Below are 16,234 nucleotides of genomic sequence, written 5' to 3'. Positions count from 1 at the left end.
ACGCGATGGCGGAAGCTTTGGAACGAGAGGCGCGCGCGCTGCTCACCGCAGCGGCGGTTCGCGCGCGGGCCGGGCAGATGCTCGAGCTCGGCCTTGACGGCGGGCTGAACCATTTCACTGTTGATCTTGATCGCATGGACGGCGTCGCGGAGGCCGTGCTCGCGGTGACGCGAAAGGCCTATCCAACGCTGGACATTCCCTTCCACGCGCGCTGGCGGCACTTTGTGCTTGGCGGCGTCGATCGCTGGGCACGGCTTGCCGACGCGGCATCGTGGCCTGATCGCGCGGCCCGTGCGCGCGCGGAGTTCGACCTTGCCATCGTCAGCGTGCTGCTCGATGCCGGCGCGGGCGCGGCGTGGCGATACCACGACGCAACGACGGGACAGAGCATCGGCCGCTCCGAGGGGCTCGCAATCGCGAGCCTCGACATGTTTTCAGGTGGCCTCTTTTCTCGCGATGCCCGGGCACCATTCAGAGCGGACGCGCTCGCGCAACTGCCGCTCGCCGCACTTACATCCGCTTTTCAAGTGACCGACGCCAATCCGTTGCTCGGCCTCGAGGGACGCATCGATCTGCTGCGACGACTGGGCAAGCTGGTGGCCGGGCGCTCGGACGTGTTCGGACTGCGCGATACGCCGCGGCCGGGCGGGCTGTTCGATCACATCGCCGCGCAGGCGAATAGCGGCGCCATTGCCGCGCCCGCGATCCTGTCCGCGGTGCTGAACCAGCTTGGGCCGATCTGGCCGTCGCGGCTGGAGCTCGCGGGCGTCCCGCTCGGCGATTGCTGGCGCCATCCGGCGATCAAGGCGAATGACGAAACGACAGGGCTGGTGCCACTGCACAAGTTGTCGCAATGGCTGAGCTACTCGCTGATCGAGCCGCTGCAGCGCGCGGGCTTCGATGTGACCGACATCGACGGCCTGACCGGGCTTGCCGAATATCGCAATGGCGGCCTGTTCGTCGATCACGAGGTGCTGCGCCTGCGCGATCCCGCCGATGCCGGGCGCGCGCATGCGGTCGATTCGCTGCTCGTCGTCGAATGGCGCGCGCTGACCGTCGCGCTGCTCGACCGGATGGCCGAACTCGTTCGCGCCAAGCTCGGCCGCACGGCCGAGACTTTACCGCTCGCGAGCATTCTCGAAGGCGGCACCTGGGCCGCGGGCCGCGCCATTGCGTTTGCGCGCCGGCCCGACGGTGCGCCGCCGCTCAAGGTGATCAGCGACGGCACGGTGTTTTAGAGCATGGACAAAGATTTGCGACCACGCGCGTCATTGCGAGCGCAGCGAAGCAATCCAGCATCTTTCCGCGGTGGGACTCTGGATTGCTTCGCTGCGCTCGCAATGACGACGCGATGAATTTCAGGAGCAGCCCGTCATGGAAGGCGTCACCATCGTCGATCATCCCCTCGTCCAGCACAAGCTGACGCTGGTGCGGGACAAATCCATCTCGACCAAGTCCTTCCGCGAGCTGATCAAGGAGATCGGCATGCTCCTGTGCTACGAGGTGACGCGCGATTTGCCGCTCGCCGATACCGTGATCGAGACACCGCTGGCGACGATGCACTCGGCCAAGATCGCCGGCAAGAAGCTGGTGTTCGTGCCGATGCTGCGCGCCGGCACGACCTTCGTCGACGGCATGATGGATCTGGTGCCGACCGCCCGCATCGCCCATATCGGCCTCTATCGCGAGCCGCAGAGCTTTGCCGCGGTCGAGTACTTCTTCAAATCGCCGTCCGATCTCGGCGAGCGGCTTGCGATCGTGGTAACGCCCGTGGTCGCCACCGCCAACACGGCCGTCGCGGCCATCGACCGGCTGAAGGAACGCGGCGCCAGGGACATCCGCCTCGCCTGCCTGATCGCCGCGCCGGAAGGACTGGAGCGGCTGCGCGGCTTACATCCTGACGTCCCGATCTGGACGGCGGCGGTGGACGAGGGCCTCGACGAGAACGGTTTCATCCTGCCCGGCCTCGGCGATGCCGGCGACCGCGCCTACGGGACGCGATAAAGCGGAATGGGCTTAGGTTGAATCAGGCGGCCGCGGGCTCGGTGCACCTCTCCCGCCTGCGGGAGAGGTCGGCGCGTCCGGGCGATGCGAAGCATCGTCCCCGCGCCGGGTGAGGGCTCTTTCCTCTTAGGGGTTCTCGATTGCGGAGATACCCTCTCCCCAACCCTCCCCCGCAAGCGGGGGAGGGAGCACACCTCCCTCGTTGCGGCATTCGAACCTGATCTCATCAATCTCTAACTTTCAGATCTTCCCGCTGCCGCAAATCAACTTCAGCGCCTGCCATTCCTTGTCCGTCAGCAAGGGCGGGCCGCTGGCGGGACGGTCTTCCTTCGTCATGCGCGCGAGCCGGTCTTCGGTGAGCGGATGGCTCGCCAGGATCGACGTGAGGCCGCCGCCTTCCTTGCCGGTGATGCGGAACATCAGCTCGGCCGCGGGTTTTGGCGAGCGGCCCAGCGCGTGCATGACGTCGATGGCGAATGTGTCCGCGCCCGTCTCGGCCTCGCGCGAGTAGGAAGCTTCGACCAGGCTGCGCGAGGCGAAGATCACGGCGGATGAGCCGGTGACGTCGCCGAACAACAGGCCGATCAGGAACGAGGTGCCGCCGTTGTAGATCAGCCCGCGCATGTTGTCGTGATGCTTGAGATGGCCGAGCTCGTGGGCGAGAATCCCGGCGAGCTCGTCGGGGTTCTCTGCCTTGTCGAGCAGGCCCTTGAGCACGAACACCTTGCCGCCCGGCAGCGCGAACGCGTTCGGGACCGCTGTCGGCAGCACGCCCGCCGTCATGGAATCGTCGTCGAGGCCGGCGGCATCGCGCAGGCGGTTGACGAGCTTCGTGAACGCGGCCTTGCCGGCGGGGTCTTCGCACACGCTGCGGCCGAAGATGGTCTTCATCTGCACCTCGGCGGCATCGCCGATCCGCCGCTCGACCGGCTTCGGCACCAGCGGCGCCAGACGATCCGCGGCGAGCGGGACGCCGAACAGCACGACGCAGACGATGGAGACCGCGGCAGCCACCGACCAGCCGACGATTTTTGCGACACCGCGGCGCGAGGTCTGGTGCTCGTCGAGACGCATGCAGCGGGCGGTCACGTCGGCGGCCAGCGCGGCGTCGCGGATCTCGAGCCGCGCCAGCGGTGGCGCGGTTATGCAGGCAAGACGCAGAACGCCGGCGGGACTGTCGGCGCGGCGGATATCGGCATAGGCCCAGCTAACCGGCGTCCCGCCCTCCTCGGCGATCCCAAGCGCGTCACCAAGCATCAGCGTCACCTGCCGCCTGCGGCTCGACACACCATCGAAGAAGATCGTCGGCTTTACGGACTGCGCCGGGGCCTCGGTCGACAACTCACTCACGGCTCAAAATCCTGCAACGTCCAGTCCATCGGCAAAACCTTCGCCGAGCGCGCCGGCGAGCTGACCGCTGCCACGCACATCCGCCGTGGCCGCGATGTTGTGCACCTCGACGGTCTCCAGCACCTTGGCCCAGAGATCGCGCTGGAGATAGACGCGCATGACGATGTTGATGGCAAGAGCGGCCGCGAAATAGCCGATCACCATCATCACCACCATCGGGATGCTCTTGGTGGCGTTGTCACCCCCGAACATCTCCTCGGCCGGAACGCCGCTCAGCGTGACGACCAGCAACATACCGCCGACCATATAGGCACCGAAAACGGCCGAGAGCAGCGTCCACCAGCCGATCACCTTCCAGTACAAGCCGTAGAACGCATCGTGCGGCAATTGCGAGGACAGGCTGACGCCGCCGATACGGATGCCATCGAGCCACCAGCGCCATTCGCGTGCCTTGAACTCGGCGTAGAAAAACGGTGCGAGCGGGAAGATGACGATCGCAATCGGGCTGAGCAGCCACAGCCACCAGCCGCGCTTGAAGAACGTCCAGCCGTCGCCTTCGAAATCGCCGGCGAGATCGCCGTAATGGGTGTGCTGCATCTTGTAGCGTTCGAGCGCGGCCTCGCGCCAGGGCAGCGCCAGGCCGAGCGTGAGGAACACCAGCAGGCCCCACGCCATGGCCCGGAACGAATAGGCCCAGCCCGAGCCGTCCATCCAGAACCGCACGCCGCGCCAGACCGTACGGGTCAGGCGGTAGCGCCGCGCGCGAAAGATCGCGAATTGGCCGAAAGCGTAAAAGCTGATGAACAGCGGCGTCGAGGCAAAGCCCTGCCAGCGCTCGAACTCGATGCCGATGAGGAAATAAGCCAGGTAGATCGGCACCAGGATCGCGAGTGCGAACAGGAAGCCGACCAGCAGCTCCTTGGCCCGTCCGGTATATTCGGCGGCATCGCCGTCGACCGCTGTGTGCGTCCACAAATGACGGCGGATGTCGGTGACCAGCCAGAACCGGTAGAACCCGAAGGTGACGAGCTCCAGCATGGCACCCTTGATGACCAATTTGCGGAACTCGGAGCGGTTGCCGGTGAAATCGACCCGCGTGGGGGGCAGTGGCGGGGGTAAGGGTTCGGAGCCAATGGGGACCCACTGCATGTCGTTCACGGCGGCAACCTCGGGATGAGTATCTGTTACGGTCAAACTATAGATCAGAGGTTAGTCGATCCCCAAGATGGGCGGGTTCGATTTACCTCGATTCCAGTGGGTTTCTTGCACGATTTGCCACCGAACGGCGTGCGGGAGATCACGCTGACACATCTCCGTGACGGCCGTTCAAACCCTCTCGCAAAGGTTGGATGTGGCAAAACTCTCCCTTGCTCCGGCGCAGACAACCGGCTGTAATTGCAAATCAAATACCGCAGCGCAGAATTCAACGAGAACGCGCGGTTGGTGCCAGGGAGAGCGGTCATGCATGGGACCATCGAGAGCGATGCCAAGCTCGATGCACTTCGCGCACGTGCGTCGTCACTGCCGCTGGAGCAATTCGATCCGGGCGATCCTGAGCTGTTCAGGACCGATACGTTCTGGCCCTATTTCGATCGGTTGCGCCGGGAAGATCCCGTGCACTACTGCAAGGACTCGATGTTCGGGCCGTACTGGTCGGTGACGCGCTACAACGACATCATGGAGATCGAGACCAACCACTCGGTTTTCTCCTCGGCCTCCGCGCTCGGCGGCATCACCATTCGTGACGTCGATCCGGACCTGCGCCGCGAGAGTTTCATCTCGATGGATCCGCCGCGCCACGCCGCACAGCGCAAGACCGTAGCGCCGATGTTCACGCCGACGCATCTGGACAATCTCGCGCTCAACATCCGCAAGCGTTCGGCCGAATGTCTCGACAATCTCCCGCGCGGCGAGGTGTTCGACTGGGTCGATCAGGTCTCGATCGAGCTGACCACGCAGATGCTGGCCGTGCTGTTCGACTTCCCCTGGGAAGATCGCCGCAAGCTGACGCGCTGGTCCGATATCGCCACCACCATTCCCGGCCCCGACGGTCTTGTCGCGACCGACGACGAACGGATGGCCGAACTCGCGGAATGTGCGGCCTACTTCTCTCGCCTCTGGAAGGAACGTGCCGAGCAGCCGCCGAAGAGCGACTTGCTCTCGATGATGGTGCATGGCGCAGCGACACGCGACATGGATGCGAAAAATTTCCTCGGCAATCTCATCCTTTTGATCGTCGGCGGCAACGACACCACCCGCAACACCATGTCGGGCTCGATCTACGCGCTGAGCCAGCATCCGGAGCAGTATCGCAAGCTGCGCGAGAACCCTGCTCTGCTCGACAGCTTCGTGCCCGAGGTAATCCGCTGGCAGACGCCGCTCGCGCATATGCGGCGCACGGCGCTTTCCGACTTCGAGTTCCGCGGCAAGCGGATCAAGAAGGGTGACAAGGTCGTGATGTGGTACGTCTCGGGCAACCGCGACGACGCGGCGATCGAAAAGCCCTACGATTTCATCATCGACCGCGCCCGCCCGCGCACGCACCTCTCCTTCGGCTTCGGCATCCACCGCTGCGTGGGCTTGCGGCTCGCTGAACTCCAGCTCAAGATTATTTGGGAGGAAATTCTCAAGCGTTTCGACCATATTGATGTGGTCGGCGAACCCAAGCGCGTCTATTCGAGTTTCGTAAAGGGTCTTGAAACCCTTCCGGTGAAGATTGCGGCATGAGTGAAAGAACTCTCCCTCTCCCCGCTTGCGGGGAGAGGGTTGGGGTGAGGGGGAGTCTCCACGGGGACGGAGAGAATTGGACTCGCGGAGAGTCCCCCTCACCCGGAATTCAAGCTTCGCTCGAATTCCGGCCTCTCCCCGCAAGCGGGGAGAGGCGAAGAAAGACCAACTGGAGCCACGACCATGAACATCCAAGCGTCGGTTAACGTGGACAAGGCCGAACGCATACGCCGGGCCCGCGAGGAAGCCTATGCGACGCCGCTTTCGCAATTCCACCCCGGCGCGCCCAGGCTGTTCCAGGACGACACGCTGTGGCCGTGGTTCGAGCGACTGCGCCAGGAAGAGCCGGTGCATTACTGCACCAACGCGCCGATCGAGCCCTACTGGTCGGTGGTGAAGTACAACGACATCATGCATGTCGACACCAATCACGGCACCTTCTCCTCGGACTCGACGCTCGGTGGCATCTCGATCCGAGACGTGCCCGAGGGCTACGACTGGCCAAGCTTCATCGCCATGGATCAGCCCCGGCATTCGGCGCAGCGCAAGACGGTGTCGCCGATGTTCACGCCAACGCATCTCGACGAGCTGGCCAAGCTGATCCGGCAGCGCGCGCAGACCGTGCTCGACAATTTGCCGCGCAACGAGACCTTCAACTTCGTCGAACGCGTCTCGATCGAGCTGACGACGCAGATGCTGGCGACCCTGTTCGATTTCCCCTGGGAGGAGCGGCGCAAGCTGACGCGCTGGTCCGACGTCTCGACCGCGCTGCCCAAGAGCGGCATCGTCGCCTCGGCCGAAGAGCGCCGCCGCGAGATGGACGAGTGCTACGCCTACATGTCGAAGCTGTGGAACGAGCGCGTCAACTCCGCACCGCGCAACGATTTGTTGTCGTTGATGGCCCATAACGAGGCCACGCGCCACATGGACCCCGACAACCTCATGGGCAACATCATCCTGCTCATTGTCGGCGGCAACGACACCACGCGCAACACCATGACCGGCTCGGTGCTGGCGCTGAACGAGAATCCGGACCAGTACGAGATGCTGCGGAAGAATCCGGCGCTGATCGATTCCATGGTACCGGAGGTGATCCGCTGGCAGACGCCGCTCGCGCACATGCGGCGCACCGCACTTGCCGACACCGAGATCGGCGGCAAGCCGATCCGCAAGGGCGACCGCGTCGTGATGTGGTACGTCTCGGGCAACCGCGACGAGGCGATGTTCGAGAAGCCGAACGACCTCATCATCGACCGCCCGCGGCCGCGCACCCACCTCTCCTTCGGCTTCGGCATCCACCGCTGCGTCGGCATGCGCCTCGCCGAGCTCCAGCTCCGCATCGTCTGGGAGGAGATGCTGAAGCGGTTCGACCGGATCGAGGTGGTCGGCGAGCCCAAGCGGATCTATTCGAGCTTCATCAAGGGATATGAGTCGCTGCCGGTGCGAATTCCGGGGTAGGTTCCATCCTCCGTCATTGCGAGCGCAGCGAAGCAATCCAGAATCCCTCCGCGGAGACAGTCTGGATCGCTTCGCTGCGCTCGCAATGACGAGGTTTTGGATGCATATGCGCGTCACGGCCGCAGCGGCAAGCGCGGCGACTCCCAGCTATAAAATTCCGGCATGACAGCTCGCGCCAGATGCGAAGGCAAGGCGGCGCCTAACTGTTCTACGACACCCCTGCATCTTAACTCAACTTGATATCCCACAGGCCTTCCTTGCGGCAGGCGGCGACCTCCTCGCGCAAAAGTGCGGTGATGGCCAGCGAGGCCGTCGAGGCCGGGCGGTCGATCGGAGAGGCGAAAATGAGCTCGCGCGTCATCGGCTTTGAGACAACGGCGGTCTCCAGCCGTCCGTCGGCGACCTCGCCATGGACCGACGAGGGTGGCAGCAGCGCAAAGCCGAGTCCCTCCTCGACCAGGCTCGTCAGCACGCGAAAGGAATCCGCTTCCAACTGGACGTTCAGCTTGATCTTGCGCTGGGCGGCCGCGTGCTCGATCAGCGCGCGGAGGCCATGGGAATGACTGGGCAGCACCAGCCGCTGCCGCAGCAGCCAGCCGATGTCGACGCTCTTCTTGCGCGCGAGGCCACAGCCGCGCGGGCCGACGGCGACGATGTTGTCGCGCCCCAAGCTTTCGACGTTGAGATGCAGGTCGGCGGAGCGGCCGTAGAGGATGGCAAGGTCCATCTCGCCGCGATGCAGCCATTCGACGAGATGGCCGCTGTAGCTCTCGACGATGCGCAGCGAGATGCCGGGAAACTTTTCGACGCTGCGCCGCGCAAAGCGCGCCGACAGCACGCAGCTGACGGTTGGAACCAGACCGAGCACGACCTGGCCGGACGGCGGCCCCTTGGTCGACTGGATGTCATCGCGGATCTGGTCGATCTGCCGCACGATGCCGGAGGTGCGCGCCAGCAACAGACGGCCGGCCTCGGTCAGCACCATGCCACGGCCATTGCGGGTGAACAGCTCGGTACGCAGCTCGTGTTCCAACAGCTTGATCTGCCGGCTGAGCGCCGGCTGCGCCACGCGCAACGTATCGGACGCCTTGGAAAGGCTGCCGAGCTCCGCGACGCAACTGAAGGTCCTGAGCTGTCGGAAATCCATGCTTGCCAATCCTGGAAGGCTACTCCATACGCTATAGCAAATGAGCATAGGGGGCTGGCGATGTTTTCACAACGCCAGAGGATCGGCTGGCGTTATCTTAACTGCCGCTATCGATTGGAAACGCCATGAGTCAAGAACACCACAGCGAAGATCACGCCGACATCCGCGAAGCCGTCGCCAAGCTCTGCGCGCAGTTTCCCGGCGAATACTGGCGCAAGCTCGATCGCGAGATGGCCTACCCGAAAGCCTTCGTCGATGCGCTGACGCAGGCCGGCTATCTCTCGGTGCTGATCCCCGAGGAATATGGCGGCGCGGGCCTCAAGCTCTCGGCGGCCGCGGCGATCCTGGAAGAGATCCAGCGCGCGGGCTGCAATGGCGGCGGCTGCCACGCCCAGATGTACACGATGGGCACCGTGCTGCGGCACGGCAATGACGAGCAGAAGGCAAAATATCTGCCGAAGATCGCGAGCGGCGAATTGCGCCTTCAGGCGTTCGGCGTCACCGAGCCGACCAGCGGCACCGACACCTCATCGCTGAAGACCTTTGCGCGCAAGGATGGCAACGACAGCTACGTCGTCAACGGCCAGAAGATCTGGACCAGCCGTGCCGAGCATTCCGATTTGATGATCCTGCTCGCGCGCACGACGCCGAAAGAGCAGGCCAAGAAGCGCACGGACGGACTTTCCGTGTTCATCGTCGACATGCGCGAAGCCAAGAACAACGGGCTGGAGATCCGCCCGATCCGCACCATGATGAATCACGCCACCACCGAAGTGTTCTTCACCGACATGAGGGTGCCGGCGGAAAATCTGATCGGCGAGGAAGGCAAGGGCTTTCGCTACATCCTCTCCGGCATGAATGCCGAGCGTATCCTGATCGCCGCCGAATGCGTCGGCGATGCAAAGTGGTTCATTGCGAAGGCCACCAACTACGCCAAGGAGCGGGCGGTGTTCGGCCGGCCGATCGGCCAGAATCAAGGCATCCAGTTCCCGATCGCCAAGGCCTACGCCTCGATGCGCGCGGCCGAGCTGATGGTGAAGGAGGCCACGCGAAAATACGAGGCCGGGCTCGACTGCGGCGCCGAGGCCAATATGGCCAAGATGCTCGCGGCGGACGCGTCCTGGGAAGCGGCCAATGCCTGCATCCAGACCCATGGCGGTTTTGGCTTTGCCGAGGAATACGACGTCGAGCGCAAGTTCCGCGAGACGCGACTGTATCAGGTGGCGCCGATCTCGACCAACCTCGTGCTCTCCTTCGTCGCCGAGCACGTGCTCGGCATGCCCCGCTCGTACTGAGGCAGCCATCATGGGTGCATTGGACGGGATCAGGGTGATTGCGGTCGAGCAAGCGGTGGCGGCGCCGTTTTGCTCCTCGCGCCTGGCGGATGCCGGCGCGGAGGTCATCAAGATCGAGCGGCCGGAAGGCGATTTCGCGCGCGGCTATGACGCCGCGGCCAAGGGCCAGAGCAGCTATTTCGTCTGGCTCAACCGCGGCAAGCAATCGGCCGTGGTCGATCTCGCCACCAAAGAAGGCTGCGCCGAGCTCGAGAAGCTGATCGCCAGCGCCGATGTGCTGATCCAGAACCTCAAGCCCGGCTCGATGGACAAGCTCGGCTTTTCGCGTGAGCGCCTGCTGAAGGACTATCCGAAACTGATCTCCTGCACGATCACCGGCTATGGTGACGAAGGCCCGTACGCGCACCGCAAGGCCTATGATCTCCTGATCCAGGCCGAGAGCGGATTGGCCTCGATCACCGGGAACCCTGATGGCGCCTCGCGCGTCGGCATGTCGATCGTGGACGTCGCGACCGGCGCGACCGCGCATGCGGCAATTCTGGAAGCGCTGATCGCGCGGGGACGCACGGGCGTGGGTGCCGACATCCGTATCTCCATGTTCGACGTGATGGCGGACTGGTGCACCGTGCCGCTGCTGAATTCCGAAGCCGGCAATCCGCCCAAGCGCATGGGCCTGCGCCATCCATCGATCGCGCCTTACGGCGTGTTCACCTCGAAGGATGGCAAGGACATCCTGATCTCGATCCAGAGCGAGCGCGAGTGGAAGACGCTGTGCGTGAAGGTTCTGGACCAGCCGGACCTGCCGGCCGATCCCCGCGTCGCCAACATGGTCGAGCGCGTGCGCAACCGCGATTTCACCGACAAGACGGTGGCGGATGCCTTCGGCAAGATGACGCGCGATGAGCTGCTGAAGCGGCTGTCCGACGCCGACATCGCCTTCGCGGAGGTCAACACCATGGCCGACCTCACCAACCATCCGCATCTGCGCCGCATCGAGGTGGACACGCCGAACGGCCGCGTCAGCTATCCCGCGCCGGCGCCGATCATCGTCGGCGAGACGCGCGCCTACGGCGCTGTGCCCGCGATCGGCGAAAAGCCAAAGTCCAAAAAGTAAGAGCGAGGCGTCATGACCGAAAAGCTCGACATCGATCATCTCAGGCAATGGATCGGTCGCAGCACGGAAGCCACCGACATCGTCACTGCGCAACTGGTGAAGGGCCTGCGCGCAACGCTGTTCCAGGACGTCGGCGAGCCCAAGGTCGGCGATGCGGCGCCGTTCACGGTGCACTGGTGCCTGGCGCAGCCGGTGTTTCCGATGTCGATGCTGGGGCCCGACGGCCATCCGGCTCGCGGCGGCTTCCTGCCGCCGGTGCCGCTGCCGCGCCGGATGTGGGCCGGCGGCGAGATCGAGTTCCTGCAGCCCTTGCGCGTCGGCGATGAATCGACCCGGACCTCGCGCATCGCTGATGTGCAGGTGAAATCGGGTTCGACCGGTACGCTGTGCTTCGTCTCGGTCGAGCACAGCATCTCCTCGCCGCGCGGCGTTGCGATCCGCGAGCGGCAGGATATCGTCTATCGCGAGATGACGAACACGCAGGCGGCTCCCGCGAAGGCCCCGCCTCCGCCTCCGCCGCCGAAAGCGCAGCACCGCGAGATCCATGTGTCCGATCCCGTGCTGCTGTTCCGCTACTCCGCGCTGACCTTCAACGGCCACCGCATCCATTACGACCGCGACTACGTGACCAAGGTCGAGGGTTATCCGGGGCTGATCTTCCACGGGCCGCTGCAGGCCGCGCTCATCATCGAGATGGCGGCCAAGCTTCGCAGCGGCAAGGCGCCGAAGAAGTTCACCTATCGCGGGCTCCAGCCGCTGTTCGAAGGCACGGAGTTCTCCATCAACGCCAATGACGACGGCGAGAGCATGGAGCTGTGGACCGCGAACGCGGAGGGACAGCCGACGATGAAGGGCACGGCGGTGTGGTGAGCCCTCTCCTCGTCATTGCGAGCGTAGCGAAGCAATCCAGAATCTTTCCGCGGATACAGTCTGGATTGCTTCGTCGCAAGGGCTCCTCGCAATGACAGGTGGGGCCGATAACGTCGACAAACAACAAGGGACGGAAACCAATGTCCAAGAACGGCAAGTCCGGCAGCAAATCCGTCACCCTGAAGCAGGCGACGCTCGACCTGCTGCGCGCCTTCGGCATCGACAGGGTGTTCGGCAATCCTGGTTCGACCGAGCTGCCGTTCCTCAGCGACTGGCCCGATGACATCGACTACGTGCTGGCGCTGCAGGAAGCCTCCGCCGTCGGCATGGCCGACGGCTACGCACAGGCGACGCGCAATGCCGCCTTCGTCAACCTGCATTCGGCGGCGGGCGTCGGCAACGCGCTCGGCAACATCTACACCGCACACCGCAACCAGACGCCGCTCGTGATCACCGCGGGCCAGCAGGCCCGCTCGATCCTGCCGCTGCAGGCGTTCCTCTATGCCGAGCGCGCCTCGGAATTTCCGCGGCCTTACGTCAAATACAGCGTCGAGCCGGCGCGGCCCGAGGACGTGCCGGCCGCGATCGCGCGCGCCTATTACACCGCAATGCAGCCGCCGTGCGGGCCGACCTTCGTGTCGATCCCGATCGACGATTGGGCGCATGCGGCAGCACCCATCGAGGCGCGCAAGGTCAGCCGCGAGATCGGCCCCGAGCCTGACGCGATGCAGGCGCTGGTGAAGGCGCTGGCGTCGAGCAAGCAGCCTGCCCTCGTCGTCGGCCCTGGCGTCGACCGTGCCGGCGCGGTGGAACTGATGGTGCGTGTCGCCGAGAAAGCAAAGGCCAGCGTCTGGGTCAGCCCGTTCTCGGCGCGCTGCTCGTTCCCCGAACGCCATCCGCAGTTCGCGGGCTTCCTGCACGCCTCGCCTGCGCAGCTGTCCGATGCACTGCGCGAGCACGACCTCGTCGTCGTCATCGGCGCGCCGGTATTCACCTTCCACGTCGAAGGCCATGCCGCGATCTTCGATGGCGGCGCGACGATCTTCCAGATCACCGACGATCCGGATGCGGCGGCCGTGACCCCGGTCGGTACCAGCATCATCGCGACGATGAAGCCGGCGCTGAGCCTGCTGCTCGACCTGCTGCCGGAGAGCAAACGCGCGGCACCAAAAGGCCGCACGCTGCCGCCGGCACCGCAAGCGGCCGATCCGCTGCCGGTCGAATTCCTGCTGCACTCGCTGTCGCAGGCGATGCCGGAGGGTGCCTCGCTGGTCGAGGAAGTGCCCTCGCACCGACCGGCGATGCAAAAGTTCCTACCGATGCGCGGCCAGGACAGTTTTTACACCATGGCGAGCGGCGGCCTCGGCTACTCCCTGCCCGCCGCCGTCGGCATCGCGCTCGGCAAGCCGAGGCAGCGCACGGTCTGTTTGATCGGCGACGGCTCGGCGATGTATTCGATCCAGGCACTGTGGACCGCCGCGCAGCGCAAGCTGCCACTCACAATCGTCGTCATCAACAATTCCGGCTACGGCGCGATGCGTTCGTTCAGCCAAGTGATGCAGGTGAGGAACGTGCCCGGGCTGGAGCTGCCGGGGATCGATTTCGTGCGGCTCGCCGAAGGCATGGGCTGCCATGCGGTGCGGGTGGCGAGGGCGGCAGAGCTCAGCGAGGCGCTCAAGCGCGGGATGTCGTTCGCGGGCACAAGCCTTGTGGAGATCGTCGTGGATTCGGCGGTGCCGGTGCTGTACGGGCAGAAGCATTAGGGGGGCTCGTTATCTCCTCAATGTCGTCCCGGCGAAGGCCGGGACCCATACTCCCAAGCAGTCGTTGTGACGCGAACCTGCCCACTCCGAGTCTTCGCCAAACCCCATCTTGTGGGTATGGGTCCCGGCCTTCGCCAGGACGACACCGGTTGCTGAGCGCGACCGGACCAACACATCACGACGCCAAAAATCCCCCGTCCGCCGCCAGCACATGCCCGACCACATAGGATGACGCGTCGGACGACAGCCACACCACCGCCTCTGCCACCTCCTCCGGGCTCCCCATCCGCCGCAGCGGCAGCCCGGCACTCACGGTTGCGACATCGCCGACGCCGGCGCGCAGCATCATGTCGGTGACGACGCGGCCCGGCGCGATCGCGTTGATGCGGATGCCGCGCGGGGCGTTCTCCATCGCCGCCGAGCGCGTCAGCGAGATCGCGGCGGCCTTGGAGGCCGAATAGAGCGAGAAGCCGGGATTGGGATTGCGCACGCCGCTGACGGAGGCGTTGACGACGATGTTGCCGCGTCCCTGCGCGAGCATCGCCGGCAGTTGATGGCGCAGGCACAGGAACAGCGCGCGGACATTGGTGTCGAACACGCTGTCGTAGATGTCAGTGCCCTGCTCCTCCAGCGGCGCGCGGCGTTCCTGGAAGCCAGCATTGTTGAAGGCGACGTCGAGCCGGCCGCAACGTTCAATCGCCGTACGGACCAGACGCTGGACGTCGTCTTCGCGCGTGATGTCCGTCTTGAGCGCGATCGCATCCGCGCCTCCATTGCGGCACGCGGCGGCGGTGGCGGCGATCTCGGCTTCGCGCCGTCCCGCCACGATGACCGCCTCCGCGCCATCGGACGCCATCCGCAGGGCGGTGGCGCGGCCGATGCCGCTGCCGCCGCCCGTGACGAGGCAGACCTTGCCCCTCATCCGCTGACCAGCCGGCAAAGTTCCGCTCATGACTCACTCCAAAACGCTTGCGCGCGCCGCTGCACGCATATAGTTGTATGGTACAACTATATGCCGGGAGTCAAGCCATGGCCGAGCTTGCGCTGATCGACGACATTCGCGCCGCCTCGCGCCTGATGGTGCGCGAGCTCGGCTTCATGGACGCGACGGTGGCGGCATCGGACTATCCGCCGTCGGCGGTCCATACCATCCTCGAGATCGGCATCCGCGGACCAATGACCTCGGGAGAGCTCGGCGATTTCCTGCGGCTGGAAAAATCCAGCGTCAGCCGCCTGGTCCGCAAGCTGATCGATTGCGGCGAGCTCAGAGAGACGCCGGATGAGAATGATGCGCGCAGCAAGCTCTTGTCGCTGACGGCGAAGGGCCGGCGCACGCTGGAGGCGCTGCACGCGTTCGGCCGGCAGCAGGTGAGCGGCGCGCTGGCCGCGTTGACGGAAGCCGAGCGGCGCACGGTGCGCGAAGGGATGATGCTCTATGCGCGGGCGCTAAGGCAGAGCCGGGTGGGGGATGAGGTGGCGGCGTAGTCACCAGCGTCGTCCCGGCGAAGGCCGGGACCCACCGCGTGATCTATCGGTCAAGCGCAGGTGTCAGTACCGAACAACTAACAGTCTTCGCCAAACTTCTTCCTGGGGTTATGGGTCCCGGCTTTCGCCGGGACGACGGCGGAATGTTTGGCGCAAGCACGCCTCTAGCGCACCGACCTAACGGTCACTTCCCGAATTCCTCCCGCATCTTGGCCTGGATCTTGGCCATGCCGCCGATCCAGCGGTCGTAGTTCTCGGTCTTCTTGCGCATATAGCCGAGCACCTGCGGGTGCGGCAGGATCAGGAACGTCTCCTGCTCGAGGCCGGCGAGCACGTCCTTTGCCACCTGCTCGGGCGTGAGGTCGCCATCGCCGGACTGCGGGCCCTTCGGGATCGAGCGCAGCATATTGGTGTCGACGCCTTGCGGGCAGAGGATCGAGACCTTGATGTTGTCAGCCTTGTGCGAGATGGCGAGATTTTCGGCAAAGCCGACCGCGGCATGCTTGGTCGTCGAATAAGCCGGGCTGCCGACCTGCGACAACAGGCCCGCCGCCGAGATCGTGTTGAGGAAATAGCCGCCGCCACGCGCCTTCATGCGCGGCACCAGATGCCGCGCCGCATAGACATGGGCCATGACGTGGATCGCCCAGCTGCGCTGCCACGGCTCGTCCGAGGCGCCGCCGGCATTGACCGACATCGGATCGAAGCCGCCGCCGATGCCGGCGTTCGAGCAGAACAGCTCGATCGGGCCGAACTGCCGCTCGGTCTCCTCGATGACGTGCGAAACGTCTTTCTCCTGCGCGACGTCGCATTTGAAGGCGGCGCCATCCACCTTGGCCGCGACCGCCCTCGCGTTGGCGGCGTCCATGTCCGCGACGACGACTTTGGCCGCGCCCGCTTTGTGAAAGGCTTCGCACAGCGCCTTGCCGATGCCGTTTGCGCCGCCCGTGACGACCACGACCTTGCCGGTCACCTGCATGCGACGTCTCCTCTTGTCTTGGACCGCTTTGGATCGCGTCTC

The 16,234-nt window shown here is 65.0% G+C and carries 14 protein-coding genes; 9 read left to right on the top strand and 5 right to left on the bottom strand.

Translation table 11 applies throughout. From position 1 onward, the window contains the following. The first annotated feature begins 5 nt into the window (after window positions 1-5). Both NLM27_RS39730 and upp read left to right on the top strand, forming a co-directional pair. Window positions 6-1,238, top strand: a complete 1,233-nt coding sequence (locus NLM27_RS39730) for a URC4/urg3 family protein (protein ID WP_254148446.1) — start codon at window positions 6-8, stop codon at window positions 1,236-1,238. 136 nt (window positions 1,239-1,374) lie between these two features. After that, window positions 1,375-2,004, top strand: a complete 630-nt coding sequence (upp, locus tag NLM27_RS39725; RefSeq protein ID WP_254148445.1) for a uracil phosphoribosyltransferase — start codon at window positions 1,375-1,377, stop codon at window positions 2,002-2,004. Between the two features lie 240 nt (window positions 2,005-2,244). On the opposite strand, the gene NLM27_RS39720 is transcribed toward upp, so the two are convergent. Together NLM27_RS39720 and NLM27_RS39715 are read right to left on the bottom strand one after the other, a co-directional pair. After that, window positions 2,245-3,354 carry a M48 family metallopeptidase gene (locus NLM27_RS39720; protein WP_254148444.1) on the bottom strand — a complete coding sequence of 370 codons (1,110 nt, stop codon included), beginning with the start codon at window positions 3,352-3,354 and terminating at the stop codon, window positions 2,245-2,247. 3 nt (window positions 3,355-3,357) lie between these two features. Beyond that, window positions 3,358-4,503, bottom strand: a complete 1,146-nt coding sequence (locus NLM27_RS39715; RefSeq protein WP_254149039.1) for a YjgN family protein — start codon at window positions 4,501-4,503, stop codon at window positions 3,358-3,360. 312 nt (window positions 4,504-4,815) lie between these two features. Here NLM27_RS39715 and NLM27_RS39710 point away from each other — a divergent pair, with 312 nt between their 5' ends. Beyond that, complete coding sequence (locus NLM27_RS39710) at window positions 4,816-6,081, top strand: cytochrome P450 (RefSeq protein ID WP_254148443.1); 1,266 nt, start codon at window positions 4,816-4,818, stop codon at window positions 6,079-6,081. Between the two features lie 183 nt (window positions 6,082-6,264). Next, window positions 6,265-7,539 (top strand): cytochrome P450, encoded by a 1,275-nt coding sequence (locus NLM27_RS39705; RefSeq protein WP_254148442.1) that lies wholly within the window; start codon window positions 6,265-6,267, stop codon window positions 7,537-7,539. 226 nt (window positions 7,540-7,765) lie between these two features. On the opposite strand, the gene NLM27_RS39700 is transcribed toward NLM27_RS39705, so the two are convergent. Beyond that, window positions 7,766-8,686: a LysR substrate-binding domain-containing protein gene (locus NLM27_RS39700; protein WP_254148441.1), complete on the bottom strand. Its 921-nt coding sequence runs from the start codon at window positions 8,684-8,686 to the stop codon at window positions 7,766-7,768. Window positions 8,687-8,811: 125 nt separating this feature from the next. On the opposite strand from NLM27_RS39700, the gene NLM27_RS39695 reads away from it, so the two are divergent. From NLM27_RS39695 to mdlC, 4 genes are all read left to right on the top strand, one after another. Further along, complete coding sequence (locus NLM27_RS39695) at window positions 8,812-9,981, top strand: acyl-CoA dehydrogenase family protein (RefSeq protein WP_254148440.1); 1,170 nt, start codon at window positions 8,812-8,814, stop codon at window positions 9,979-9,981. A 10-nt stretch (window positions 9,982-9,991) separates the two neighbouring features. Beyond that, on the top strand, window positions 9,992-11,095 hold the full coding sequence (locus tag NLM27_RS39690) for a CaiB/BaiF CoA-transferase family protein (protein WP_254148439.1): 1,104 nt from the start codon (window positions 9,992-9,994) through the stop codon (window positions 11,093-11,095). A gap of 12 nt (window positions 11,096-11,107) precedes the next feature. Further along, the gene (locus NLM27_RS39685; protein WP_254148438.1) at window positions 11,108-11,965 is read left to right on the top strand and encodes a MaoC family dehydratase N-terminal domain-containing protein; all 858 of its coding nucleotides are present in this window, start codon (window positions 11,108-11,110) and stop codon (window positions 11,963-11,965) included. Between the two features lie 140 nt (window positions 11,966-12,105). Beyond that, a complete protein-coding gene (gene mdlC, locus NLM27_RS39680; protein ID WP_254148437.1) occupies window positions 12,106-13,728 on the top strand; it encodes a benzoylformate decarboxylase in 1,623 nt (540 codons plus the stop codon). Between the two features lie 175 nt (window positions 13,729-13,903). Here mdlC and NLM27_RS39675 read toward each other — a convergent pair whose 3' ends face one another. Then, window positions 13,904-14,680 (bottom strand): SDR family NAD(P)-dependent oxidoreductase, encoded by a 777-nt coding sequence (locus tag NLM27_RS39675; RefSeq protein ID WP_254148436.1) that lies wholly within the window; start codon window positions 14,678-14,680, stop codon window positions 13,904-13,906. Window positions 14,681-14,757: 77 nt separating this feature from the next. Here NLM27_RS39675 and NLM27_RS39670 point away from each other — a divergent pair, with 77 nt between their 5' ends. Then, window positions 14,758-15,213: a MarR family winged helix-turn-helix transcriptional regulator gene (locus NLM27_RS39670; RefSeq protein ID WP_254148435.1), complete on the top strand. Its 456-nt coding sequence runs from the start codon at window positions 14,758-14,760 to the stop codon at window positions 15,211-15,213. 184 nt (window positions 15,214-15,397) lie between these two features. Here the strand turns inward: NLM27_RS39670 and NLM27_RS39665 are convergent, their stop codons facing one another. After that, entirely contained in the window at window positions 15,398-16,192 is a 795-nt protein-coding gene (locus NLM27_RS39665; protein ID WP_254148434.1) for an SDR family oxidoreductase, read from the bottom strand. Between the last annotated feature and the right edge of the window lie 42 nt (window positions 16,193-16,234).

It is taken from the genome of Bradyrhizobium sp. CCGB12 (assembly GCF_024199845.1).
Lineage (GTDB): Bacteria > Pseudomonadota > Alphaproteobacteria > Rhizobiales > Xanthobacteraceae > Bradyrhizobium.
This window is presented reverse-complemented; position numbering and strand designations above follow the sequence as displayed.